We start from the raw sequence: 25,709 nt of genomic DNA on the forward strand, positions 1-25,709 counted from the left end.
GTACTGCAATCGTTGACGCTGAAGGAGTTCGCCGGGCAGCTGCCCGACCTCCAGTCGCTCACCATCACTCCGGACGTCTTGACTCAGCTGCTCGCCAAGCTCTCGGGCGGCACGGAAAGCCGATGAACTACGGCACGCTCGCGCCCCGGGTAGTCGTCGTCTCCCGGCGCAGCGAGCTGGACGAGCTCCTAGATCGGCACGGTACGCGTGGCGCAGCGGGCTACTTCCTGCGTCAACGCGGTCGCAGCCTGGACGAGGTGCAGGCGCGCCACGACGCGCTCGACGCGGCGCTGACCGAGGTGAGCGCCGCCATCCCGGCCGATTGGCGACGCGGCGCGGTCGATCGGGCCGACCTTTCGCGATTCCTGTTCAGCCCCGAGGACGTCGTCGTCGCAGTCGGCCAGGACGGACTGGTCGCAAACGTCGCGAAGTACCTCTCCGGACAGCCCGTCGTCGGCGTGGACCCCGAACCCGGCCGCAATGCCGGCGTACTCGTTCGGGTGACGGCGAATGCCACGCCCTGGCTGCTCCCCGCCGTCGTCACGGGAGCGGCCACTGTGGAGTCCCGGACGATGGCCGTCGCGATCCTCGACGACGGACAGCGCCTGACCGGCTTGAACGAGATCTACTTCGGCCACGGCTCTCACCAGTCGGCGCGCTATTCGCTGTCCACACCAGACGGAGGCCGGGAACGCCACTCCTCCTCGGGAGTGGTCGTCGGCACCGGCACCGGCGCGACCGGCTGGTGCGCCTCGATCGCCCGCGAACGGGCCGGATCGCCGGCCCTGCCCGGGCCGCAAGACCGCGAACTGACCTGGTTCGTCCGGGAAGCCTGGCCCTCCCCCGCCACCGGCGTCACCCTCACCGCCGGTCGGCTCGGGCCCGGCCAGCAGCTCGAACTCGTCAGCGAGGGCGAGCAGCTCGTCTGCTTCGCCGACGGCATCGAGACCGATCACCTCACCCTGACGTGGGGCCAGCGCGTCTCGGTCGGCCTCGCCGAGCAGCACCTCAACCTCGTCGTCGCTTAGTTCGCCGGTTTACCGCATTTCCCAGTGCGGTAGTCCGGATCGTATACTCCCGGTATGCCTACAACCATCAAGGTGGACTCCGAGGTCCGCGACCGGTTGGCCCGGCTCGCCGCCGAGAACGGACGCTCGCTCGGCGATCAGATCGCCGCGTTGCTGGAAGAACGCGAGATGATTCGCTCGCTGCGCGCGGGTGCGCGCCTGTTCGGCTCGCTGAGCGCCGAGCAGCAGGCCGCGTACCTGCCGCCCAGCCTTCCCGCGTGAGCGCAGCGACCCGGGGCGGCGTCTATCGCCGGGCCGACGTGAAGCACCCGGCCGTCGTCTGCGTCATCTCGAACGACATGCTGCATTCGGTGACGCCCTACGTCATCGTCATTCCGGTCCTCCCCGTGGCCGACGAGGAGCTCCACGCCGTCCAAGGCCTGATCGAACGGCCGATGCGCGGCTTCCTGTCACCCAACCATGTGACCTGGTTGCCCGAATCCGCGCTCGGCGAACGTCTCGGCACCGTCGACCCGGCGGACCTGGCCTTCGCCGTGCGGACCCTCGTGGCGACGGTGTCCTAGCTCCGCCCGCCCGCGGCGCGGTCGTAGACGTCGCGCATGGTGATGGCGTACTGCTCCGGAGTGTGCAGCAATGCCCGTTCGCGGGCGGCCGCGCCGAGCCGCCGGGCCGCCGCCGGGTCGCTCAGCAGCTCGGACAGCGCCCGGGCGTACGTCTCGGGCGTGGGCTCGGCCAGCCTGGTCGAGCCGCCCAGCGCCCCGGTCCGGTGCAGCTGCGCGTCGGCGAGCACGCTCGGCACCCCGGCCAGTGCGGCTTCCTGCAACACCAGTCCTTGGGTGTCGGTACGCGAAGGGAAGGCGAACACGTCGGCGACGGCGTACGCCGCGGCGACCTCCTCCGGCGGCAGCTGGCCGGTGAGAACCACTCGGTCGGCGACCCCGGTCGACTGGAGGAGAGCGGCTAGCCATCTGCGTTCGTAGACCGCGCCGACGAGGACGAGTTGCGCGTCCGGCAGCGTACGCACGACTGAGGCGAACGCCGCTAGCAGCAGGTCGACACCCTTCTCCCGGTTGACCCGGCCGACGAAGAGGACGGTCGGTCCATCATGGACGCCGTATCGGCGGCGGAACTCCGCGACCTCTCCGGAAGACGGCGTACGCGGGGCGACCCCGGCCGGCACGAGGAAGATGCGCTCGTCGGGGATGGGGAGTCCACCGCGCGCCAGCACGGCCGGGGTCGGCACGACCACTGCCGCGGCGTCGCCGAGCAACAACCGATTGAGCCCGTCGATCGCCGCATGCCGCCGGGAACGGGCCGGATCGGGGCTGGGCGGCGGTACGCCGATGCGGCTCGCGTACCAAGTCAAACCTAGTTCCAGCGCGCGAGCCGGAATCCGGTACGCGTCGACATAGGCGTACAAGTCGGTGTGATAACTGTGGACCAGCGGTAAGCCGAGCCGACGCGCGGCGATGGTGCCGAGGAGGCCCATGGGACCGGGCGTGTGGACGTGGATGAGATCGGGCCGCCACGCCGCGAAGCGTTCGAGGTGTACGCGGCGTGGCCACCCGCCGAGCCGGAGATCCGCGACGCCGCACGGCACCGAGCCGAGCGTGAGCAGCTCCGGGCACGGATCTTGCGAGCGATGCCGGGGCGCGATCGTCATCGTCGCGCAGCCGTCCGCCGTCAGCGCGTCGCACAGGGTTCGGAGCGACGTCACCACCCCGTCGCGGCGAGGCAGGTAGGTGTCGGTGAAATGGGCGACTCGCTGCACCCGGGCGACCACCGGCGCCGGGGCGATGAGCTGCTGCGTCATGTCGCTTTTGGTACGGGTTCTCGGCGTTGTGCGGGTAGCGGGCGAGTGTGCGGCGGCCAAACATCCGCTTGCGGGGCGGAGTTAGCGTCAGATCGACACTTCTCGTGGCTGGAGGCCACTCATGGGAGCTCTCGCCTCGGGCGCCGTCATCACCGGCGTCGCGCTCGGCCTGCTGCTGATCTTCCTGCTCATCGTCGCCAAGTCGTTCCACCGGATCGGACCGACCCAGGTCGGCCTGGTGACGAAGCGGTTCGGGCGCAAACTGCCCGACGACAACCCCATCGCGTTCCACGGCGAGGCCGGCCACCAGGCCGACCTGCTGATGCCGGGCGCGCGGCTCAAGCTGTGGCCGATCTACTCGGTCACCAAGTACCCCTGGGTGCAGATCCAGGCGGGTGAGATCGGCGTGGTGATCTCCCAGGTTGGGCGGCCGTTGCCGATCGGCGCCAAGAGCGCCCGGTACAACACCGCGTTCGGCAACTTCTCGGATCTGCGCAACTTCATCCAGAACGCGGGCGAGAAGGGCGTGCAGCGGCCGGTCCTGCCGCCGGGAACGCTGATGCCGATCCACCCGGTCGGCTTCCTCGTGATCACCGCACGCCGCGTGTTCGGCCTGCCAGTGGCTCCGGAGTTCGCCGCGCTGGCCCACGACATGAAGCTCACCCCCGCCGCGTTCAAGCTGCGCCCCGAGCATCTCGAGGTGACGGTGATCGCGCCGCATGGCAACGTCGACATGATCGGCCTGGTGACCGCGCTCGAGGGCGAGCCGCTGCCGTCCGGCGACCTGTCGAGCCGACTCGGCGGATTCGACGACGTGACCACTCTGGAAGCCACCGCTGACACGACGGACGCCGAGATCATCGACGTGCTGCTCGGGTCGAAGAACGACCTGCACAACAACTACCAGGACTTCCAAGCGTTCCTCGACAAGGGCGGCCGGATCGGCCTGCAGCACGATCCGCTGCTCTACGGCGCCTACCTGATCAACCCCTTCCTCGTACGCGTGGAGATGGTCCCGATGCTGGTGGTGAACCAGGGTGAGGTGGCCGTCGTGAAGTCGTTCGTCGGACTGCCCACACTGGACACCTCCGGCGAGGAGTTCAAGTTCGGCAGCATCGTGCGTCCGGGGCATCGCGGCATCTGGCAGGAACCCCTGCGGACCGGCAAGTACGCCATCAACCCGCGCATCTACGCGGCCGAGCTGGTGCCGACCTTCATCCTGACGCTCAACTGGGCCAACGCCAGTTCCCAGGCGCACGACCTGGACGCCCGGCTGGAGCCGATCGTCGGCAAGAGCCGTGAGGGCTTCGTGTTCACCATCGACTTGCAGGTCCAGATCCACGTCCCGGACCAGCGTGCGCCGAAGGTGATCTCGATGGTCGGCACGATGAAGAACCTCGTGAACGAGGTGCTCCAGTCGGCTGTCGGCAACCACTTCCGCAATACGCTGCAACAGCTGGAAGCCGTTAAGTTCATCGAGACCCGCCAGCAGGTGCAGCAGAGCGCCCACGTGGTGGTCACCCGGTACCTGGCCGGCTACGAGATCGAGACGAAGGGCGTCTACATCCAGGACGTCACCTTCCCACCGGAGCTCGTCGAGGTGCTGACCCGCCGCGAGATCGCCAACCAGGAACGGGCGACCTACAAGGAACAGCAGCTCGCCCAGACCGCCCGCATCGAGATGGAGAAGGCCCGGGGCACCGCCGACATGCAGGCCGAACTCGCCGCCGCGCAGGTATCCGTCGACATCAACGGCAGCAAGGCGAAGGCGCGCGAGGCTCAGGCCGGTGGCGACGCGGCGTACACCCGGGTCACGGGCCAGGCCGAGGCCGACCGGATCCAGGCGATCGGCCTGGCCGACGCCAAGGCGGTCGAGGCGATGGGGGTCGCCCGGGCGACCGGCTTCTCCGCCCAGCGCGAGGCGATCGGGGAGACTCCGACCGCGCTCGTCGCAGTGGCCGCCGCCATCGCCGAAGGGAAGATCAACATCGTGCCCGAGGTGCTGGTCACCGGTGGGTCCAGCTTGGACGGTCTCGCTGCGGTCCTCACTCGGGCTCTCGGTGACGGTCGCGTCTCGCTCCCCACCCAGGCGCCGTCCGCCGACTGACCCTCGCTTTGGCGTGCGCTTTGGGCACGCTTGGGCACCGCTTTGGGCGCGCTGGGGCACGCTGGGGCACGCTTGGGCACCAGATCACGGATATGCAGGCTTCCCGGGCGCGGGATGCCTGCATATCCGTGATCCAGCGCGTCGCTAGCGGTCGCGCGGGTAGCTAGCGGGTCGCGCGGCTCGCGCGGTTCGCTAGCGAGTGGGGACGCGGTTCTCGTTCAGCGCCAGGGTGATCGTGATGAAGGCACCATCCCGGTCGTACGCCGGATCGACGGTGAGTCCCTCGGCGATCCGTCGGACCGTCCGCAGCATCGGCGCGTTGGCCGCCTGGGTATGCACGAGGACGGCCGCGAACTCGGCCGGCCGGGCCAGCGAAATCAACCGCCGCAGCAGCGCGGTGCCGATGCCCCGACGCTGCCACGCATCCGCCACGAGGAGGGCCGCCTCGGCGATCTCGCCTTCGCCCACCAGGTTCGCCAACGCCACGACCCGCCCGTCGGAGTCGACGGCGACCATGGCACAACCGCGTCGCGGCTCCAGCAGTCGGAGCAACTGCGCTGCTGACGGTCCACGCGTACCGGTGAGATAGCGGCGGTAGAGGCTCTCCGGAGAGCACTGCTCATGCAAGGCGAGGACGTCGTCCAAGTCGGCTCGACCGGCCGGTCGCAGCGTCAGCTCCGCACCGTCCGGCAACAGGACCGTGGCCTGGGCGATCTGCGTACGCGTGACTTGAGCGGCGACCTCGGCGAGCGCCTGCGCCCGGGCGAACTCCGCCGGGGTGAACACCGTGGCCGACCGCGTCAGCACCAGCGTCCCTCCGAACGGGTCACCGACGGTCATCTCGTGCGCCGAATAGCGCTGCGGTTCCCGGAACGGCCGCCATGTCACCTCGCAGTCGAGCAGCGTACCGAGCGTCTCGCCGAGATTTTCCGGAGCCGCGATCAGCCGGGCCGCCTGGCCAAGCGCCTGCGTCGGCGGGTCGACCAGCCCATGAGCGTCGGCCGGGCTGATCCAGGCGTCCCGTCCCCGGCCCTTTTCCACCGCGGCTCGCAGATCAGCCTCCGTCAGCTGGTCCGGCGCGTCGATCAGGAAGTCGTCGACGGCACCTGCTTCAGTCGTGTGCACCTGCACCGCCAGAATGTTCACCGATCGCAGAGCCAGGCTGGCGGCCAGAACCGCGAGATAGCCCGGCCGGTCGTCGATCGTCGCTCGCACCCGCCACAAGGTCATCGCCGCCCCCTCGCAGGGTTTGTCACGTCTTCGTCCGGAGCCGCGTCGCTCCCCTCTCCTCAACCCTCATGGTCCGCTGTTACACCTCGGTTACCAGGGGAAATCGCCAAGCCGCTGTGGTTGATCTCACCGTTCGGCGCGGGTCTCGGCCACCGGCGGGGCAGTCACCAGATCGAGTTGATCATTCAAGACCAGGGCCGCCGCCCGGACGAGTTGCGCGATCCGGTCGATCTCGGTCGCATGGAACGCGGCGGCGCACGGGGTCGGCAGGGCCTCCGTGGCGACCTCCGTGATCCCGAACGCGGGCTCCGGCTCGGGCGGCAGTTCCGCTCCGCCCCGGGCCACCACCAGCACCAGTCCGGCCCGGCCGAACGGGGCGACGGCGTACCGGGTGCCGTCCGGACCGGTCAATGCGCGGGCGCGCAGCGGTGTCACCTCCGGCAGACGGGGCGCGTGCGGGGCTCGCCAGCTCGCGTACGCCACGGCCGGCTCCGAACGGCCGATCGTCGCGCTCAGCGCAGTCAGGCCCTCGGTTCCGCTGCCGTTGCGGATCGCCCAGTCGGCCGGGACCACCAGGACGGCAGCCCACTCCGCAGCCAGCAGAGTCGGGACCGCGTCGACCAAGGTGCCCAGGCCGTCGAGCGGGTTCACGGCGATCTGCGCCAGCAGCTCGGCGTCGTTGCCCCCGTGCACGGGCGCTCCGATCGCCTGCCAGACGCCGTCCACGCGTACGCCGGGCATGGCACCGAGGCCGGCGAGCAGACGGCGTACGCTCGCCCCGCTCGGCCACACGACGGTGAAGTCGTCGACGGCCCGGCCGCCGGCGCGTTCCAGCACGACCACCTGAACGATGTCGGCACCCGCGACGCCGAGCGTACGCGCGACTTGCCCCAGTGAGCCCGGACGATCCGGCAACGCGACCCTGATCCGCAACAACATGGCGGATATTGTCGCGCCGACGCGTTTCAGGACAGTTGCGACACTGTGTCCCGCGCCGGTTGGCACACGAGGAGGCTGACGCGACGCCGTGTTGATCAGGCCGTTCGGGAGTTGATCAGGGTCGTCGGGACACGACACGCCGGGTGATCACGCCCGATAGTTCATGATCGCGCAGAAAGACCGGGAGGGGTCAGGCGCGCGCAGAAAGACCGGGAGGGGTCAGGTGGAGGCGCGGTGCACCAGGTGGGTGTCCAGCAGGACGGTGCGCGGCGGCTCCTCGCCCCGGATGAGGTCGACGAGCATCCGGGCCATCTGCCGGCCCATCTCCTCGACCGGCTGGAAGACGCTGGTCAGCTGTGGTTCGGTCTGCCGGGCGATGACCGAGTCCTCGAAGCCGACCACGGCGACGTCCCGTGGCACGACCCGGCCGGCTTCACGGAGCGCCCGGAGCGCACCGGCCGCCATGAGGTCGGAGGCGGCGAAGACCGCGTCCAACTCCGGTACGCGCGCCAGCAGTCCCCGCATCGCGTCGTACCCGCTGGCCTCGGTGAAGTCACCACGAGCGATGAGTTCTTCGCGCATCGGCAGCCCGGCCTGGGCCAACGCCTGCTCGTAACCCGCGAGACGGTCGACACCAGGCGAAATGTCGGCCGTACCGGCGATCGTGGCGATCTTGGAACGGCCCGACTGGATCAGATGTTCGGTGGCGATCCGCCCGCCCCCGACGTTGTCGACGTCGACGTAGTAGCCGTCGCCGTCGGCCGGGCGCGGCGCGATGACCGCCGGGAGACCCCGTTCGGCCAGGAGGTCCGGCAGTGGATCGGCGTAGTGCAGCGAGAGCAGCAGTACGCCGTCCACGTGCTGGTCGGTGAGGTGGTGTTCGACGCGCTGCCGCTCGGCCGGCGACTGTGCCATCGCCAGCCAGAGCTGCAGCTGCGTCTCAGAAAGGGCGGCGCTGATGCCGCGCAGGATCGCCGCGAAGAACGGTTCGGCGAACAGCCGTTCACCGGACTCCGAGACAACGAGCGCGACCGAATCCGTACGCTGAGTGACCAGCGCCCGGGCCGCCCGGTTGGGCACGTACCCCAGCTCGGCGATCGCCTTCTCCACCACCGCCCGGGCTTCCGGGCTGACTTGCGGGGAACCGTTGACGACGCGCGACACCGTCCCACGGCCGACGCCGGCGTGCGCGGCGACCTGGTCGAGCGTCGGACGCCCGGCAGACCGGGCGCGCTGGGAACGTGCCATAACTGTGAACTCTACTTCCCGGCGCCGTCGGCGGTGATCAGCGAGTTGGCCCGGATCACGTCGGCGTACCACGAGGCGCTCGCTTTCGGCGTGCGTACCTGCGTGGTGTAGTCGACGTGCACCAGTCCGAACCGCTTCTCGTAGCCCCAGGCCCACTCGAAGTTGTCCAGCAGTGACCAGGCGAAGTACCCCACGAGCGGGATGCCTTCGCCGATCATGCCGGCGACCTCGGCGAGGTGCCGGCCGATGTAGTCGATCCGCTCGGGGTCGGCCACCGTGCCGTCCGGCCCGATCTCGTCCGGATAGGCCGCACCGTTCTCGGTGATGTACAGCGGGATCGGCCCGTACTCCCGGTGCACTCGACGCAGCAGCGCGGTGAGGCCCTCCGGGTCGATCTCCCAGCCCATCTGGGTCACCGGCAGGCCACGCTTGTGGAACTCGACCTGCTCGCTGCCCGGCCAGGCGCCGCTGTGCGAGTCGGTCTCGCCCGAGCCCGAGGACCCCGACACGACCTGACGGCTGTAGTAGTTCACGCCGAGGAAGTCCAGCGGCGCGCTGGTCACCGCGAGATCCTCCGGCCGCACGAACGCGAGGTCCGTCAGGTGCGCCACGTCCGCGGCGACGTCTTCCGGGTACGCGCCCCGCAGCACCGGGTCGAGGAACACCCGGTTGCCGACGCCGTCGATGCGGCGTACCGCGTCGAGGTCGGCTGGCGAGTCGGTCTTCGGCAGCAGGGAGTGCAGGTTGAGCGTGAGGCCGACCCGAGCCGCAGCGTCGGTTCGCAGCGCCCGGACGGCCAGGCCGTGCCCCAGGTTCAGGTGGTGGGCGGCGGCCAGCGCGTCGACCGGGTCGGTACGCCCGGGGGCGTGGTGACCGTTGCCGTACCCGAGGTACGCCGTGCACCAGGGCTCGTTGAGCGTGATCCAGTGCTTGACCCGGTCGCCGAGCGCCGCCTGGGTGAGCGCGGCGTACTCGGCGAACCGCTCGGCGGTGTCGCGGTTGGGCCAGCCGCCCGCGTCCTCGAGCTCCTGCGGCAGATCCCAGTGGTAGAGCGTGACCCAGGGCTGGATGCCGTGGTCGAGCAGCTCGTCGACGAGCCGCGAGTAGAAGGCGATGCCCTCCGGGTTGACCGGGCCCCGCCCGGTCGGCTGGATCCGCGACCACGACGTGCTGAACCGGTACGCCTTCAGCCCGAGCTTGGCCATGAGGGCGACGTCCTCGCCGACCCGGTGATAGTGGTCGCAGGCGACGTCGCCGGTGTCCCCGTTGACCGTCCGGCCGGGAGTGTGGCTGAACGTGTCCCAGATGGAGGGGGTGCGACCGCCTTCGGCGACGGCCCCCTCGATCTGGTACGACGCGGTCGCCGCACCCCACAGGAAGTCGGCCGGAAAGTCGGAATTGCTGGTCACGCCTTCAGAGCACCTTCCATGATGCCGCCGATGATCTGACGGCCGAACAGGATGAACGCCGCCAGAAGCGGCAGGATTGACAGCAGCGTACCCGCGAAGACCTGCGCGTAGTCGTTGTAGTACCCCGTCGAGAGGTGCTGCAGCGAGATCTGCACGGTCGGGTTGGACGGGTCGCCCATGGCCAGCGAAGCCCAGAAGAACTCGTTCCACTGCGCCATGAAGGTGAACAACGCCAGAACGGCGATGGCCGGACGCAGCGCGGGCAGCACCACGCTCCAGTAGATCCGGAAGGTGTTGCAGCCGTCGACGCGGGCCGCCTCGATCAGCTCGTCGGGCACCGACTGGCTGACGTACTGCCGCATCATGAACACGCCGAAACCGTTGACGAGGAACGGAATGATCACCGACGGCAAGTGGTTGGCCCACTGCAGCTTGGCCATCATCATGTAGAGCGGAACCACGCCCAGCTGGGCGGGCACCATCATGGTGACCAGGATCGACAGCATCAGCGCGTTGCGGCCGCGGAACCGCAGCTTGGCGAAGGCGAAGCCGGCGAGCGTCGACAGGAACACGACCGAGACGGTGAGCGTCAGCGAGATGATCGCCGAGTTCACCATGCCCGTCATGAACGCCGCGTTCTGGTTGTCCAGCAGCCGGCCGATGTTGTCGCCCAGGCTGCTGCCCGGGATCAACGGCGGCGGCACCGAGCTGGTCGCGCCTTGCTCACGGGTCGCCACGACGATCATGTAGTACAGCGGGAAGATCGACAGGACGACCGTCGCCAGCAGCATCACGAAGGTCAGCGGGGTCGCCTGGAAGACGTCCCGGCTCCGGCGTCGCGGTTTCGCCGCCGGCGGGGCCGGCGGACGCTTGACGGAGACGGCGGTCATTTCTTGCCTCCACGCTTCTTGCCGGAGGACTCCAGCCGCGCGGTGATCAGGTAGTTCACGCCGCTGAAGACAAGGATCAGGAAGAAGAGCAGCCAAGCGACGGCGGCCATGTCGCCGTACTCGAACTTGTTGTAGAACTGCTCCATCAGGTACATCGTCACGGTCTGCGACTGACGCAGGGTTCCGCCAAGGAAGGCGCTCGCTCCCCCGGTGAACAACAGCGGTTCCGCGTACAGCTGGAACCCGCCGATGGTCGAGATGATGACCGTGAAGATGATCGTCGGCCGCAGCATCGGCACCGTGATGGACCAGAACTGGCGACGCGACGACGCGCCGTCCAGGGCGGCGGACTCGTAGATGTCCTTGGGGATCGACTGCATCGCGGCCAGGTAGATCAGCGCGTTGTAGCCCATCCAGCGCCAGTCCACCATGGTCGAGATGGCGAGCCAGGCGGTCCACTTGTGCGCCTGCCAGTCGATCGGGCTGACCCCGACGAAGTGCAGCAGCCAGTTGATCAAGCCGAAGTCGCGGGCGAACAGCTGGCTGAAGAGGATGGCGACCGCGGCGACCGAGGTGATGTTCGGGACCAGTACGCCCATCCGCAGCCACATCCGCCCGCGCATCCGCTTGTTCAGCGCGTTGGCCAGCATCAGCGCCAGCAGCAGCTGCGGGATCGTCGACACCACGAAGATGCCGATGGTGTTGAAGACGGCGTTCCAGAAGTAGTTGTCGCTGAGGATCTTGACGAAGTTGTCGAGGCCTACGAAGGTGTGCGTGTCAGCGCCCACCTCCCAGTCGTTCAACGCCACGTATCCGGTGTAGATCAGCGGGAAGAGCCCGAAGATCCCGAAGATGACGAAGAACGGCGCGATGTAGATGTAGGGCGACGCCTTGGTGTCCAGACGGCTCCACTTCGAAGCGCGTACCAGAAAGGACGACGGTGAGCGGGGGGCGCGGCCGGGCGGCGGCGGCAGTTCGGCCGAATGCGCCGGCGTCGTGGTCGGCAGACTCATGGTGACTCCTGGGGAAGAAGCTCGGCGCCGGTGCGCGGCCGAGACCGCGCACCGGCGCTAGCTGTCGGGCGCTTACGCGGCCTTCTTGCCGTCGGCGACCGCCGTCGTCCAGGCCTCGTCGGACTTCTTCTGGCCCTGCTCGACCGAGCGGAGCGCGTTCTCCACCGCGGTACGCACCGGGACGTTCTTCGCGCCCAGGTAGACCGGCTTGAGAGCCTTCGCGCTGGCGCCGTAGATGGTGCCGGTCGGCGCGTTGCTGAAGTAGTCGTTCACCGCGGCCTTGACGGCCGGGTCGTCCAGCGCCTGCGGCGAGGAGGGCAGGTTGCCCTTCGACTTGAAGGCGGCGATCTGGCCGGCCGGGTTGGTCAGGAACTTGGCCAGCTCAGCGGCTTCCTTCTGGTGCTTGCTCTGCTTCGGCACGGACAGCCAGGAGCCGCCCCAGTTGCCGCCGCTGCCGGGGACCGTGGCGATGTCCCACTTGCCCTTGCCCGCGTCACCGTTCTGCGAGGTGATGTAGCCGGTCATCCAGGCGGGGCAGGCGATGGTCGCGAACTGCGCGTTCTTGAAGCCCGCGTTCCACTGGTCGGTCCAGGCCTGGAGCTTGGCCGACAGGCCCGCCTCGAGGATCTTGTTCGAGATGTCCCAGGCCTTGCGAACGGCCGGGTTGGTGTCGGTCACGTACTTGTTCGACGTGTCGAAGTACGTGTAACCGGTGGTGTTGCCGGCCTCCTGCATCAGGATGCTGTTGTAGGTGTTCGTGACCGCGTCGATGAAGCCGGCCTTCGGCACCTTGGTCTTGAACTGCTTGCCGACGTTGATGTAGTCGTCCCAGGTCGGCCAGAGCTTGGAGACCTCGTCGCGGTTGGTCGGCAGGCCGGCCTGCTGGAACAGGTCGGTGCGGTAGCACATGGCCATGCCACCGACGTCGGTGCCGAGACCGATGAGCTTGCCGTCGTCGGTCTTGGCCGCCTCGTACTTCCACGGGAGGAAGTTGCCGGACAGGTCCTTGGCGCCGTACTCGTTGAGGTCGACGAAGGCGGAGCCCTTCGACTTCATGTCGATGATCATGCCCTCTTCGATGGCGATGACGTCACCGAGACCGCTGCCGGCCGCGAGGCGCTGCGTCACCTGCTGGGTGTAGTCACCGAGCTGGCCGCCCGTGCCACGCTCCACGATCTTGATGTTCGGGTGCGCGGCCTGGTACTGCTTGTAGAGCTCTTCATAGCCGAAGTTGCCGAAGACATCGACATTCAGGGTGATCTGCTCGTTGCCCGAGCTCGTACCGTCCTTGTCGTCGCCGCACGCGGCGAGGCCGAGTGCGCCGATCGCAAGGACGGCGACCGCCGCGAGGGCGCGGCGGCGCGAGGTGACGCCCATCGATGACCCCTCTCAGGTCGTTTTTCAGTGCAGGTGGGGAGTGGTGAGGACATCCCGGGATGTGGTCTGGACCACACCTCCGGGAGCGCTCCCATGAGATTGCCGTGACGTTACAGGGAAGTCAAGCGAGGGATGGGAGCGTTCCCAAGTTGTTATCCGGGTCGATCCCGGCCGAGCAGCGTTTCCACGCTCAACTGCGACGCATGCCTCCACCGACCGGGCCACGGCAATCGGGCCGAACGGACCATGCCCGGCGGTGCACCGGTCAGCAGGCTCGAGGCGTACCTGCTAATGTCCGCCAACCTGAGAGGACTAGCGGTGCAGCTGACGACGGCTCCGGCCGAGGCGCGGGCGAACGAACCGCAGCCGACCACCCGGGCAGGCGACTTCGCGGAGTTCGTGACCGCGCGGTCGGCCCGCCTGCTGCGCGTCGCGTACCTGCTCACCCGGGACTGGGCGCTGGCCGAGGATCTCCTGCAGTCCTCGCTGGCGAAAGCCTGGACGGCTTGGCGGCGTATCGAAGGCGATCCCGAGCCCTACGTCCGGCGGATCCTGGTGAACACCTATACGAGCTGGTGGCGGCGGCGCTGGCACCACGAACGTCCCACCGGCGAGCTGCCGGAGCAGGCTGCTCCCGACGAGCATCGCGGGTACGACGACCGCGATCAGCTCGCCCGGGCGCTCGGTCGGCTTCCCCGGCAGCAGCGCGCCGTCCTCGTCCTGCGCTACTACGAAGACCTTTCCGAAGCCCAGATCGCCGACGTGCTCGGGATCTCGCCCGGCACCGTGAAGAGCCACGCGGCCAAGGCGATCGCCAAGCTGCGGGTCGACCCCGGGCTCACCGGTCTCGAGCCCGACACCGAGCCGCCCGCCGGAGCCGCCCGCCTCGCCGCCGTCTCCGAGCGCATCCAACAGGCCAGACAGCGGCGACTGGCCTCGGTCGCCTCGGTCTGCGCGGTGGTCCTGGCGCTCCTCCTCGGGTACGCCGTCAACCCGATCCACCACGTGGTGCCTCAGCCGATGGCGTCGGCGAGTTCGAGCCTGATCAACGGATTCCCCGAGTACGCCCTGGGCAACCGCCTCGTCGCGACCGGTACCGCGACGGACGAGACGACGCCGGCGCAGGTGTCGTGGAAGGCGTCCACTAGCGACGTCTCCGTCTACGTGCGCTGCCAGGCGTCGGAGCAGACCGACATCCACATCACCTTCGCGACGGGCGGCGGTGAGCTGGGCCAGATGATCTGCGACGCCACTCCGGACAGTCCGCGTACGGGGCTGGGCACGGTGGCCTCGTGGCCGACCGAGAAGGTGATGAACGCCGGGATCACCGCCGGGGCCTGGGTCGTCATGTCGGTCAGCTTCGGCATCACCAAGCGCCCCCGGCCGGCCGCCGTCTCGGTCGACTTCGCCGTCGGGGAGCGGATGGACTGGTCGGAGTACCCGTTCCCGGCCAAGCCGACCACGCTGGCCAAGCTCGATTCGAACGGGCTGGAGGCGGCAGAGAACGTCGTCGAACTGCGGCCGCCGGCGGGCGACCCGAATCAGACCGTCCGGACGACCGGCCTGCGATGGGGCCAGACGTTCAAGGTGAACCTGAGTCAGCGAGCGCCGGGGCTGCTGCACCTCACGGTCGCCGGAGTCGAGGTCACGACCTGCGGGAACTGGAGCTACGACAGCTTCGGTTGCGGCTTCGACATAGATCCGGCCGACGAGTCGCTCCGCCGCAAACTGCCGGATCTGAAACCCGGCGACGAAGTCGAGATAGCCGTGGTCCCGGAGCATGCCGCGGCCGACTGGGCGGTCTGGATCGCGCCGCAAGGATAACCCCGACAAATCACCTCAACCTCCCCCTAAAGTGGAGCCATGGAGGAGGGGTCGTTCGGCGCGGCCGACCGGGGCGGCATCCGGCTGCCCGGACGCCATCCGGGCGACCCCCTGCGCCAGATCTGGCGGCGCATCGCCTACGCCCTCGTCATCCTGGCCGCCGTCGTCGTCATCGTGATGCTCGACCGGCACGGTTACAAAGACGCCAACCGCCCGGAGCTCACCTGGCTGGGCGCGTTCTACTACGCCACGGTGACCCTGTCGACGACCGGCTACGGCGACATCGTCCCGGTCAGCGACGCCGCCCGCCTGGTGAACATCTTCCTGATCACGCCGCTGCGCGTGGCCTTCCTCGCGATCCTGGTCGGCACCACGTTCGAGGTGCTCACCCGGCGTACGCGGGAACAGTTGCGGCGCAGCCGCTGGAGGTCGACCTTGATCCAGCACACCATCGTCGTCGGGTACGGCACCAAGGGGCACACGGCGATCCAGACGCTCCTCGCCGACGGTACGCCGAAGACGTCCTTCGTCGTCATCGAGCGCTCGCCGAGCCTGGCTGACGAGGTCACCCGGGACGGCTTCGCGGTCGTCGTCGGGGATGCGACCCGCAGCGGCATCCTGCGCAAAGCCGGAGTGGAGACGGCGCAGCGGGTGATCGTCGCGACCGACCGGGACGACACCGCCGTGCTGGTCGCGTTGACCGTACGCCAGATCAACCAGGGCTGCACCGTCGTCGCCTCGGTCCGCCAGGCCGAGAACGAACCACTGCTGTTGCAGTCCGGGGTGGACGCCGTGATCACCACGTCGGAGGCGGCGGGGCGGCTGCTCGGGGTGGCCGCACGCTCCCCCGCGATCAGCGAGGTCTTCAACGACCTGCTGATCCACGGCGCGGGACTGGACCTGGTGGAACGCCCGGTCAAACCGGAAGAGATCGGCCGTACGCTGCGCGACTGTGCGGAACCCGTGATCGCCGTCCTCCGTGGCGGGCACGCGCTGCCCTACGGCCAGGTCACCACGTTGCAGACCGCCGACCGCCTGGTCCTCGTCACCTCGCCCGGATAATGCGAACGTGACGATCGACGAGGAGCTGCTGCGCCGCTATCCGCGCACGGAGGGCCTCCGGGTCAATTTCGTGACCAGTCTGGACGGGGCCGCTGCGGTCGACGGGTTGTCGGCCGGCTTGTCCAGCGCCGCCGACAAGCAGGTGTTCCGGCTGCTGCGGATGACGTGCGACGCGCTGCTCGTGGGGGCCGGCACGTTCCGCGACGAGGAGTACCGGCCGCTCACCCTGGACGCCGAACGACGGTCCTGGCGTCTGGCGTGCGGGCTCTCGGCGTATCCCCGCCTGGTGGTCTTCACCCGCTCCCTCGCGCTGGACCCCGGACATCGCGCGCTCCGCGAGGCCCCGGTGCGACCCCTGATCGTGACGCCCGTCGATCCGGGCGCCCACCCCGTGCGCGAGGTCGCGGACCTGTTGGTCGCGGATCTGGCCGAGGCGATCGCCCGGCTGCGGGCCGACGGCAGCACGCATCTGCTGTGCGAGGGCGGCCCGACCTTGCTCGGCGCGCTGACCAGCGCGGACCTCGTCGACGAGCTCTGCCTGACGCTGTCGCCGGTGCTCGCAGGTCCGGGCGCTACGCGCATGTCGGTGGGGGCATCGCATTCACCGCGAGCGATGCGCCTGATCCACGCCATCCCCGCTGACCAGGCGCTTCTGCTCCGGTACAGTCGCGCGCATGATTGACCTGGGGGAGATCGCGCACGACGAGCCGCCCGCGCCACGGCCACCCGTCGTCCGCGCCTGGCTCGCGCGCCGCAAACGGTGGATCGCCGCCGGGTCCGTGCTGGTCCTGCTCGGGATCGGCTGGTACGCCGTCCTCGGCGGACCTGTCCGGAAAGAGCCGACGCCGCAACCGTCGCCCGCGCCGATGAAACGGATCGAAGGCTTCCCCGAGTACGCCCAGGGCGCGCACGTCGTAGCCGCCGCGAGCGCGCCGGTGACCGCCGGCGAGGTGACGCTGAGCTGGACTGTCACCGATTTCGGCGTCACCGTCTTCGATCGCTGCGAATTCCTCGCGGCCGACGGCACGCTGCTGAAGACGGACTTCCTAGTCGACGGCGTCCTGTGGTCGGGCAGCGGCTGCGGCCCGGACGACCAGCCCAGCGGGAGCCGGCTGGGAGCCGAAGCCTGGACGGCGCACGGCATCAGTCTCGGTGACACCGTCCGGCTGACGATGCGGCTCGGCAAAGCCACGGTCTTCGACGCGGCGAAGCAGATCAACGTCGACGCGGAACAGCCCCGGATCGGCACGATCGGGCTGGCGGTCGGCGTACCGGTGCCGTTCGAGCAGTATCCGTTGCCGCCCCGGCCCACGGCGCTGCCGTCACTGAACGTTCCGAGCAACGGCGAGGCGGGTTCAGAGGTGATGTCGAGTGATTCCGCCGATCCGCTCCGGCCGATCTCGCTCGACCTCACCTGGCGGGGTTCGTACGACTTGTCGCTGAGCTCGACCACGCCGGGCGTACTGAGCATCACTGTCGACGGAATTCCGGTGTACGACTGCGAGATCTGGACTTATGAGGGCGACAGCTGCGGTCTCGGGTGGACGGTCGGCACCCCGGACGGGTTCGCCTGGCAATCCCGAATGACGGCTCGACCAGGGGAAACAGTCCACATGACAATCACACCCACGCATGTGACCGGGCCCTGGGGCGTACGCATCACATCGAGCTGAACTCCCCCGCACGGGGTCGGCCTCCTGTCGCGCACACGACTCGGCCCGGCCGTGCACCCGGCTCTTGTCGCAGGTTGCCGTTAGGGTCTGAGGGCGTGAGCTTCCCCGCACACGCCGGCACCCCCGGCAGCCCCGTCGGCCGCGTCCTGGGTACGCAGGACGCAAGCCCGCTGACTTTCTGGGTGGCCGTCGGCTCCGACGCCTACCTGCAGCTCGACGACGTCGTGGTGACCCAGCGCGACCTGCCCGATCGGGGCACGGTCACGATCTCCGGCGTCGTCACCGCCGTCCGCGCCCGGCACGAGGGCGCCGCGTTCGAGTCCGACGTCTTCGCCATCGCCGACGGCATGCTGCCCGCGATGGTGCAGGAGGCGGCCGAGATCACCGTCACCCGGGTCGAACCCGAGATCTACGTGCCGCCCGCGCCCGGTGCGGTGGCGTACCGGGCGCACGGGGAGACGCGCGACGCGGCACTGAGCTTCGACCGGATGCAACGGCGGCTGCCGATCGGCATCGGCCGCGACGGCGCGCCGCTGTTCCTCAACGCCGACTTCCTCGACGGCAGCCGGGGCGCGCACTGCAGCATCTCCGGCATCTCCGGGGTCGCGACGAAGACGAGCTTCGCCACCTTCCTGCTGTACTCGATCTTCACCTCCGGGGTCTTGGGTTCGAAGGCGGAGTCGGCGAACACCAAGGCGCTCATCTTCAACGTCAAAGGCGAGGACCTGCTGTTCCTCGACCACGAGAACAACCGGCTCGACGAGCCGACCCGGGAGGCGTACCACAAGCTGGGTCTGGAGGCGGGCGCGTTCAAGCAGGTCACGGTGTTCGCCCCGGCTCGGGCCGGCGACCCGTCCGGCAGCCCGGACGTGGCCAGCCGGTTGACCGGCGTCGACCCGTTCTACTGGACCCTCAGCGAGTTCGCCGAGCAGCGCCTGCTGCCTTATGTCTTCGCCGACGCCGACGACGAGCGCCAGCAGTACACGATGGTGGTCCACGCGGTCGCCGCCCACCTCGCCCGCGAGGCGCAGCCCGCCGGGGGCGGGCTCAGCATCGACGGCACCCGTTTGGGCAGCTACGAGGATTTCGTGGATTACGTCGTCGAGCAGCTCAACGACGACGAGACCCGGTCCACCTGGGCGGGCAGCTCGGTCGGGCTCGGCACGGTCAACGCCTTCGCCCGCCGGCTGATCTCCAGCAAGCGCGACCTGGCCCGGCTGATCCGCGGCGATCTGCCCGGCGGCCGCGCGCACCAGATCAGCACCGCCGACGCCGGTCAGGTGACCGTGGTCGACCTGCACAACCTGCCCGACCGGGCGCAGCGGTTCGTCGTCGGCGTCACTCTGAAGACCGAGTTCGAGCGCAAGGAGAAGGCCGGCACTGCCAAGCCGCTGCTGTTCGTGGTGCTGGACGAGCTGAACAAGTACGCACCCCGGGACGGCACGAGCCCGATCAAGGAGGTCCTGCTCGACATCGCCGAGCGCGGCCGGTCGCTGGGCGTGATCCTGATCGGCGCGCAGCAGACGGCGTCCGAGGTCGAGCGCCGGATCGTCTCCAACTCCGCGATCCGGGTGGTGGGCCGCCTCGATCCCGCCGAGGCCTCCCGCCCGGAGTACGGCTTCCTCCCGCCGACCCAGCGCCAGCGGGCGCTGCTCGCCAAGCCGGGCACGATGTTCGTCGCCCAGCCGGAGATCCCGGTGCCGCTGGCCGTGGAGTTCCCGTTCCCGGCCTGGGCCACCCGGCCGTCCGAGGCGGGCGCCGCCCCGCGCGCGACGCTGGCCAGCATGGTCAGCGCGACCGACCCGTTCGCCGTGGTCGGGTCCACTCGCGACGGCGCCATCCCCGACGACGAGATCCCGTTCTAGCAGCCTCGAAAGGCAACGCCCGTGAAGATCCTGCACACCTCCGACTGGCACGTCGGCAAAGTCCTCAAAGGACAGCCGCGGGCCGAGGAGCAGCTGGGCGCGCTCGCGTCGGTGATCGACGTCGCGCGGGAGGAGCGGCCCGACCTGATCATCGTCGCGGGCGACCTGTTCGACACCGCCGCGCCGACGCCCGAGGCGCAGAAGATCGTCTACCGGGCGCTGGCCGCGCTCCGGCGGCTCGCCGAAATCGTCGTGATCGCCGGGAACCACGACAACGGCCCGGCACTGGACGCGCTGCGAGTCTTCGCCGAATCGGAGAACCTGCACCTGCGGGGGCGGGTCTCCGACAAGCCGGCCGATCACCTGATCACCGGTGTCACCCCGGGCGGTGAGCCGTGGCGCTGCATCGCGCTGCCCTTCCTCTCCCAGCGGTACGCCGTCCGCGCGCTCGACATGTTCGAGCTGACCCAGGCCGAGGCGCACAGCACGTACGCCGATCACCTGTCGCGGCTGCTGGAGGCGATCGCGGCGGAGGGGTTCACCGATCCGGGCGCGGTCAACCTCGTCACCGCCCACCTGACCGTCGTCGGGGCCGCGATGGGCGGCGGCGAACGGGAAGCGCACACGATCCTCGGGTACGCCGTCCCCTCGACGGTGTTCCCGCCGAACACCCACTACGTGGCGTTGGGCCATCTGCACCGGGCACAGACGCTGCCCGGGCACTGCCCGGTCCGCTACAGCGGCAGCCCGTTGCCGGTCGACTTCGGCGAGGAGGAGAACCCGCCGTCGGTGACGATCGTCGAGGCCACCGCCGACACGACCGCCCTCGTCCGGGAGGTTCCCCTGCCCTCCGGGCGGAGACTGCGTACGCTGCGGGGCACGTTGGAGCAGCTGTCCGAAATGGACGCCGGAGACGACTGGGTGCGCGTCGTGGTGGCCGAGAAGCCCCGGGCCGGTCTGCGTGAACAGGTGCAGGAGATGCTGCCCCGGGCGCTGGAGATCCGGATCGATCCGGCGATGCTGGAGGCGAAGCGCCCCGATCGGCCGGCCCGGGCCGAGCGGTCGCCGGTCGTGTTGTTCGCCGACTACCTCACCGACCGCGGTCACGACGACCCCGCCACTCAGAAGCTCTTCGAGGAGCTCTACCAGGAGGTGAGCTGAGTGCGCCCGCTCCGGCTGGACCTGCGCGGTTTCGCGATCTTCCGCGAGCACACCGTCATCGACCTGACCGACGCCGACTTCTTCGCGCTCGTCGGCCCGACGGGTTCGGGGAAGTCCACCGTCCTCGACGCGATCTGCTTCTCCCTCTACGGCCAGGTGCCGCGGTGGAGCGGGAAGACCGTGGTCAACGCCCTCGCACCGTCGGGCATCGAGGCCGCCGTCCGGATGATCTTCGAGTCCGGTGGCCGCCGCTACGCCGTGACCCGGGTGGTACGCCGAGACGGCAAGGGCCGGGTCGCCACCAAGCAGGCCGGGCTGCAACTGCTGCCGCCGACGTTCAACGTGGCGGTGCTGGACGGCGAGGACCCCATCGAGGAACTGGGCCAGACCCTCGCCGGCACACCGGTCGAGTTGGACGCGGCCGTGGTGGACGTCGTCGGGCTGCCCTACGACCAGTTCATCAAGTGCGTACTGCTGCCGCAGGGCGAGTTCGCGGCGTTCCTGCACGCCAAACCGGCCGAACGCCAGGAGATCCTGGTGAAGCTGCTCGGGCTGGAGGTCTACGAGCAGATCCGGGAGAAGGCCGCCGAACGGGAGAAGGCCGCCACCCACCAGCTCGGCGCGACCGAACGGCTGCTCGCCGATCTCGCGGCCGAGTCCGACGACGGCCTGCTCGCGGCGGCGCAGGAACGGGTGGATGCCGTCGAGTCGCTCGCCGCCCGGGTGGTGGCCGAGGCACCGGCGTTGGCCGCGCTCGATTCCCAGCGCCGGGCGGCCGTCGAGGCACTGGCCGCCGTCGACGGCCGGCTCGCCGCGTTGGGCCGCGTCGCCGCCCCGGCCGACGCCGGAGCCCTCGCCACGGCTGCCCAGCAGGCGAAGACCCGGCTGGCCGGAGCCGCCGACGAGTTGACGGCGGCCGAGGAGCACGAGGAGAAGGCCCGCGCCCGGCTCGAGGCGACCGTCGATCCGGTGGACGTGAAGCGACTGCTGGACGGCCTCGCCCAGCTCGCCGGACTTCGGGCTCGGCAGGGTGACGGAGCCGCCGCACTGAGCCAGGCCGAGAAGGCGCACGCCGCCTCGGTGAAGGCGGTGGATCAGGCGACGAAATCGGCGAAGGCCAAGGCTGACGAGGTCACGCATGCGCAGCACGCGTTGGAGGAGGCTCGCAACACCGATCGAGTAGCGGTGTTGCGACCGTTGCTTCAGGTGGGGCACGCCTGCCCGGTGTGTGAGCAGTCCGTCGCGCAGTTGCCCGCCCAACGTGACGTCGGGGCGACCGTCGCCGCTCAGGAGCAGCTGAAACGCGTACGCGTCGAGGCGGAGAAGGCCGAGCGCGACCGGCAGTCCGCCGACGACGCGGCCCGGGAGACCGATCGCCGGCTGGCCTCGATCCGCGCCCGGGTGGAGCAGCTCGATCAGGAGATCGCCCGGCTGGCCGAGGTGCTCGCCGACGCCCCGGAGGAGGCGGAGCTGCAGGCCCAGCTCGCCGCGCACGCCCAGGCGAAGGAGGCGCTCGGCAAGGCCGGGGTGGCCCGCCGCCGGGCGATGGAACAGCAGCGCGCTGCGCTCGGCGAAGTTCAGCGCGTCGACGACCGGCTGCGGGCGGCCTGGCGGGTCTTCGACACCACCCGGGATTCGGTCGCCTCGATCGTGCCGGGCGGGCCGATCGCGGCCCCGCCACCGGTCGACCGCGAGAATCTCCAGGTCGCCTGGTCCGGCCTCGCCGGGTGGGCGGAGCAGGCCGGTCGGCAGCTCACGACGCTGCGGACCGAGGCCGATCAAGCCGCCCGGCAGGCCACCGCGAGCGAAGAGGCGGTGGTCGAACGCATCCGCAACTGGTTCGACGAGGCCGAGGTCGGGATGCCCCGGGAGATCGCCGGGCTCGACCGGGCGGTCACCGTCGCCGTCGAGCGAGCGGCCGCCGCCCGGGACAAGATCCTCGACGCCCGGAAGCGAGCCGACGAGCTGCGCGCGCAACGCAAGCAGATCGAGGCCGATCGTGCCGTCGCGGCGACGCTGGCGCAGCACCTGAAGGCCAACAATTTCGAGGCTTGGCTGCTCGAAGAGGCGCTCGACGGCCTGGTCGCCGGAGCCTCGGAGATCCTCCGGGAGTTGTCGGCCGGGCAGTACGACCTCATGCACCGCAATCGTGAATTCTTCGTGGTGGATCATCACGACGCCGGGCTCACCCGCCCGGTGCGTACGCTGTCTGGCGGCGAGACCTTCCAGGCGTCGCTGGCCTTGGCGCTCAGTCTGGCCGATCAGCTGGCCGGGATGGCGCACACGGCCAGTCTGGAGTCGATCCTGCTGGACGAGGGGTTCGGTACGCTCGACGCGTCCACACTGGACGTCGTCGCGGCGACGCTGGAGAATCTCGCCGCTCGCGGCGACCGGATGGTGGGTGTGGTGACGCATGTGGCCGCGCTAGCCGAACGCATACCGGTCCGCTTCGAGGTACGCAAAGACGCCCGCACCGCCCGAGTGGACAGGATAGGGTAGAAATCTGGCTATGAGCTTTCACGTCGATGCATGGGACCCGTCCTACGGCGCCAGCCTCGACGCGTCCGCCCCTGGTCCGTCCGACGGGCTCGACGTCGAGGTCGAACTGCCCGCCGAGCAGTGGCGACCGCTCGACGCCCCGGCCGGGCTCGCTCCGCCCGCCACCGTGTTGATGGTCGACGGCGTACGCCGAATCGATGCCCGGATCTGGACGGCCGGGATCGGCGGCACTCCGCCGTCACCCGGGTTGGCCTGCTCCTACGCCGCCGGCGTGGTCCGCTGTGCCGCCGGGAACGCCTCTGTCGCCGCCGCCACCGTCGAACGGTCGATCTTCACCTCGGCCGCCGATCAGTCCGATGTAGACGCAGGCAGTACCGTGCGCTACAAGGCGGTCCGCATCGAGGGCGCGCAGGACGCCGACCTGATGGCGGCGATGCAGACGGCGCTGATGCAGCTGGAGCAGCGCACCACCACCGACGTTCTGGCCACCCTCGCCGGGGGCGACGAGCTGATCGTGGTGGACGGGCCCCTTCGCGGTCCGGGCGCGCCACCCCGTGTCATCGGGTACGCCAAGACTCAGCAGAAGCAGTACCTGCCGGATCATCTGCTGCCCGTCGTCGGGGCGTTGTCGCCCGGGCAGCGGACGCCGGTGTTCCGCATCGGCGGCCGCTGGAGCCGGTACACCTGGTATCTGCGGCAGCCGGGTGGTATCCCGATTCCGTGGTCGGGGGTCGTCCGCCTCGAATGCTCGGCCGAACTGACCCGGGCGCAGGCGATCGAATTGGCCGAGTTGTCCACCGTCACCCTCCCCCGGTACGCCTCCAGCGCCGTCAAGGATCCCCGGGCGCCTCAGCAACTCGTCCCGATCGGGGGGCTCGAACAACGGCTGCGGCGGATGCTGGGCGACACCAAGCTCCTCCAGCGGGCGCTGGCCGCTGCCTCGGTTCGGCAGTGACGGCGCTACCAGGCACAATCGGAGTGTGAAGCTGAACCTGCCGACGGGGTACGACTTCGCCGGCACCCTCGGTCAGCTCTCGCTGGGTACGCATGACCCGTGCCGGCGGTTCATCGACGGCGTGTTCTGGCACGCCGCGCGTACGCCGGACGGGCCCGGATCGCTGGGGCTGCACCGGGACGGCCGGGCCGAGGCGTACGGGCCGGGCGCGGAGTGGCTGCTCGACCGGGCCGACGCCGTCTTCGGCCTCCGGGACGAGCTCGGCGGGTTCGCGGAGTTGGCCAAGGCGCATCCGCTCGTCGCCGAGTTGGCACACCGGCATCGTGGGCTGCGGCTGCCCGCCACCGGGCAGGTCTTCCCCCACCTCCTCCGGGCGGTATGCGAGCAGAAGGTCACGGGCAAGGAGGCCTACCAGGCGTACTCCGCGATCGTGCGGCGCTTCCGGGAGCCGGCACCGGGCCCGCATCCGGGACTGCTGCTGCCGCCGTCCGCGGAGCAGGTCGGTTCGCTGCGGTACTACGACCTCCACCCGCTCGGGCTGGAACAACGGCGGGCGGACACATTACTGCGAGCCGCGCGTACGCCCTGGCCGGATCGCGAACCGGAAGCGACCGCCCGCCGAATGCTGGCCCTGGTAGGAATCGGCCCGTGGACGGTGGCCGAAGTAATGCGGAACGCCCATGGCGACCCGGACGCCGTCAGCGTCGGCGACTATCACATCAAGAATCAGGTGGCGTGGGCGTTGGCGGGCGAGCCCCGGGCGACCGACGAGCGGATGCTGGAACTCCTGGAACCGTTCCGCGGCCATCGTGGGCGAGTATGCCAACTCCTCACCCGCGCCGGGGTCGGCGCGCCGAGGTACGGCCCCCGCGCGCCGATCCGTTCCTTCCGCAGCTACTGACCTGACACCGGAGGTTACGGCCGCGCGGCCCCTCGCTGCCGGTGCGGGCCCGCAAGATCGTCGGCTTCCGACGATCAACGCAGTTTTCGGCCACGTTCTGTCGGAAGCCGACGATCACGGTGCGCTTATCCGCCAAGATTGTCGGAAGCCGACGATCAAGGCGCGTCGGCCAGCCCGGGCCCGGGCTGGGATCGCAGGATCCGGGATAACGCGGCTATTCCCGCGAAAACAGCGACGTTATCCCGGATAACGCGAAGAACCCGGCGAAGCCGCACGCGAAAGCCCTGCCCGGATAACGCGAAGAACCCGGCGAAGCCGCACGCGAAAGCCCTGCCCGGATAACGCGCGAAGATCACGACCTGACCGCGGAGCGCAGTGGAACAACAGCGAGGTCCGAGCGCCGCCGTAGCAACCACCGACGAAGCCAAAGGCAGGCGGCACCGGCGAGAACCCCGAAAACCGCCCCACCGAGCCAGAGGAACAGCGAGCCGGCGAGGAGCGAAGCGACGAGCGGCGCAGCGACGGCGGCCAAGCCTTGCGTACCACCCCAGACTCCGAAGTAGACACCGCGGAGATGTTCGGGGGCGATCGTCGCGACCACCCCCGGAGCGGCGGTGAGGAAGGCGACTTCCCCAGCCACCCACAGGGGGATCGTGAGCGCCGCTTCGCGGAGCGAGCCGGACATGCCGGTCAGCGCGAGCCCGATGCCGACCAT

At 69.7% G+C, this 25,709-nt stretch carries 21 protein-coding genes and 1 pseudogene; 13 read left to right on the forward strand and 9 right to left on the reverse strand.

Annotated features, from left to right (window positions below; genetic code table 11):
• Window positions 1–122 precede the first annotated feature (122 nt).
• Genes HOV77_RS17875 through HOV77_RS17885 form a run of 3 tightly spaced genes read left to right on the forward strand, consistent with a single transcriptional unit; the run spans window position 123 to window position 1,591 of the window.
• Window positions 123–1,028, forward strand: coding sequence for a hypothetical protein (locus HOV77_RS17875; protein WP_290863542.1), 906 nt, complete (start codon window positions 123–125; stop codon window positions 1,026–1,028).
• Window positions 1,029–1,082: 54 nt separating this feature from the next.
• Entirely contained in the window at window positions 1,083–1,289 is a 207-nt protein-coding gene (locus tag HOV77_RS17880) for a hypothetical protein (protein WP_290863543.1), read from the forward strand.
• Window positions 1,286–1,591, forward strand: coding sequence for a hypothetical protein (locus tag HOV77_RS17885; RefSeq protein WP_290863544.1), 306 nt, complete (start codon window positions 1,286–1,288; stop codon window positions 1,589–1,591). The genes HOV77_RS17880 and HOV77_RS17885 overlap by 4 nt, the downstream gene beginning before the upstream one ends.
• Here HOV77_RS17885 and HOV77_RS17890 read toward each other — a convergent pair.
• Complete coding sequence (locus HOV77_RS17890) at window positions 1,588–2,841, reverse strand: glycosyltransferase (RefSeq protein WP_290863545.1); 1,254 nt, start codon at window positions 2,839–2,841, stop codon at window positions 1,588–1,590. The genes HOV77_RS17885 and HOV77_RS17890 overlap by 4 nt on opposite strands.
• Window positions 2,842–2,962: 121 nt before the next feature.
• Between HOV77_RS17890 and HOV77_RS17895 the strand changes: the two genes are divergently transcribed.
• Complete coding sequence (locus tag HOV77_RS17895; RefSeq protein ID WP_290863546.1) at window positions 2,963–4,948, forward strand: SPFH domain-containing protein; 1,986 nt, start codon at window positions 2,963–2,965, stop codon at window positions 4,946–4,948.
• Between the two features lie 192 nt (window positions 4,949–5,140).
• Here the strand turns inward: HOV77_RS17895 and HOV77_RS17900 are convergent, their stop codons facing one another.
• The 7 genes from HOV77_RS17900 to HOV77_RS17930 all read right to left on the reverse strand — a co-directional run bounded on the left by HOV77_RS17900 (window position 5,141) and on the right by HOV77_RS17930 (window position 13,054).
• A complete protein-coding gene (locus HOV77_RS17900; RefSeq protein ID WP_290863547.1) occupies window positions 5,141–6,178 on the reverse strand; it encodes a GNAT family N-acetyltransferase in 1,038 nt (345 codons plus the stop codon).
• Window positions 6,179–6,304: 126 nt separating this feature from the next.
• Window positions 6,305–7,117 (reverse strand): amino acid-binding protein, encoded by an 813-nt coding sequence (locus HOV77_RS17905; protein ID WP_290863548.1) that lies wholly within the window; start codon window positions 7,115–7,117, stop codon window positions 6,305–6,307.
• A 219-nt stretch (window positions 7,118–7,336) separates the two neighbouring features.
• The gene (locus HOV77_RS17910) at window positions 7,337–8,365 is read right to left on the reverse strand and encodes a LacI family DNA-binding transcriptional regulator (RefSeq protein ID WP_290863549.1); all 1,029 of its coding nucleotides are present in this window, start codon (window positions 8,363–8,365) and stop codon (window positions 7,337–7,339) included.
• Window positions 8,366–8,376: 11 nt separating this feature from the next.
• A complete protein-coding gene (locus tag HOV77_RS17915; RefSeq protein WP_290863550.1) occupies window positions 8,377–9,774 on the reverse strand; it encodes a GH1 family beta-glucosidase in 1,398 nt (465 codons plus the stop codon).
• The gene (locus tag HOV77_RS17920; protein WP_290863551.1) at window positions 9,771–10,664 is read right to left on the reverse strand and encodes a carbohydrate ABC transporter permease; all 894 of its coding nucleotides are present in this window, start codon (window positions 10,662–10,664) and stop codon (window positions 9,771–9,773) included. Before HOV77_RS17920 ends, HOV77_RS17915 begins: the two co-directional genes overlap by 4 nt.
• The gene (locus HOV77_RS17925; RefSeq protein WP_290863552.1) at window positions 10,661–11,677 is read right to left on the reverse strand and encodes a sugar ABC transporter permease; all 1,017 of its coding nucleotides are present in this window, start codon (window positions 11,675–11,677) and stop codon (window positions 10,661–10,663) included. Before HOV77_RS17925 ends, HOV77_RS17920 begins: the two co-directional genes overlap by 4 nt.
• 72 nt (window positions 11,678–11,749) lie before the next feature.
• Complete coding sequence (locus HOV77_RS17930; protein WP_290863553.1) at window positions 11,750–13,054, reverse strand: extracellular solute-binding protein; 1,305 nt, start codon at window positions 13,052–13,054, stop codon at window positions 11,750–11,752.
• A gap of 318 nt (window positions 13,055–13,372) precedes the next feature.
• On the opposite strand from HOV77_RS17930, the gene HOV77_RS17935 reads away from it, so the two are divergent.
• The 9 genes from HOV77_RS17935 to HOV77_RS17975 all read left to right on the forward strand — a co-directional run bounded on the left by HOV77_RS17935 (window position 13,373) and on the right by HOV77_RS17975 (window position 24,994).
• Entirely contained in the window at window positions 13,373–14,878 is a 1,506-nt protein-coding gene (locus HOV77_RS17935; protein WP_290863554.1) for a SigE family RNA polymerase sigma factor, read from the forward strand.
• Between the two features lie 39 nt (window positions 14,879–14,917).
• Entirely contained in the window at window positions 14,918–15,940 is a 1,023-nt protein-coding gene (locus tag HOV77_RS17940) for an NAD-binding protein (protein WP_290863555.1), read from the forward strand.
• Window positions 15,941–15,947: 7 nt separating this feature from the next.
• Window positions 15,948–16,622 (forward strand): dihydrofolate reductase family protein, encoded by a 675-nt coding sequence (locus tag HOV77_RS17945; RefSeq protein WP_290863556.1) that lies wholly within the window; start codon window positions 15,948–15,950, stop codon window positions 16,620–16,622.
• Entirely contained in the window at window positions 16,615–17,613 is a 999-nt protein-coding gene (locus HOV77_RS17950) for a hypothetical protein (protein WP_290863557.1), read from the forward strand. Before HOV77_RS17945 ends, HOV77_RS17950 begins: the two co-directional genes overlap by 8 nt.
• A gap of 95 nt (window positions 17,614–17,708) precedes the next feature.
• Window positions 17,709–19,478 (forward strand): ATP-binding protein, encoded by a 1,770-nt coding sequence (locus HOV77_RS17955; protein ID WP_290863558.1) that lies wholly within the window; start codon window positions 17,709–17,711, stop codon window positions 19,476–19,478.
• A 21-nt stretch (window positions 19,479–19,499) separates the two neighbouring features.
• Window positions 19,500–20,639 carry an exonuclease SbcCD subunit D gene (locus HOV77_RS17960; protein ID WP_290863559.1) on the forward strand — a complete coding sequence of 380 codons (1,140 nt, stop codon included), beginning with the start codon at window positions 19,500–19,502 and terminating at the stop codon, window positions 20,637–20,639.
• The gene (locus HOV77_RS17965; RefSeq protein ID WP_290863560.1) at window positions 20,640–23,138 is read left to right on the forward strand and encodes an SMC family ATPase; all 2,499 of its coding nucleotides are present in this window, start codon (window positions 20,640–20,642) and stop codon (window positions 23,136–23,138) included.
• Window positions 23,139–23,148: 10 nt separating this feature from the next.
• Window positions 23,149–24,093: a hypothetical protein gene (locus HOV77_RS17970; RefSeq protein WP_290863561.1), complete on the forward strand. Its 945-nt coding sequence runs from the start codon at window positions 23,149–23,151 to the stop codon at window positions 24,091–24,093.
• A 25-nt stretch (window positions 24,094–24,118) separates the two neighbouring features.
• Window positions 24,119–24,994 carry a DNA-3-methyladenine glycosylase 2 family protein gene (locus HOV77_RS17975; RefSeq protein WP_290863562.1) on the forward strand — a complete coding sequence of 292 codons (876 nt, stop codon included), beginning with the start codon at window positions 24,119–24,121 and terminating at the stop codon, window positions 24,992–24,994.
• Window positions 24,995–25,346: 352 nt separating this feature from the next.
• Here the strand turns inward: HOV77_RS17975 and HOV77_RS17980 are convergent.
• Window positions 25,347–25,709, reverse strand: a pseudogene (locus HOV77_RS17980) (hypothetical protein); the annotation flags it as partial.

The organism is Hamadaea sp. (assembly GCF_013362815.1).
In the GTDB taxonomy this organism is placed as follows: Bacteria; Actinomycetota; Actinomycetes; order Mycobacteriales; family Micromonosporaceae; genus Hamadaea.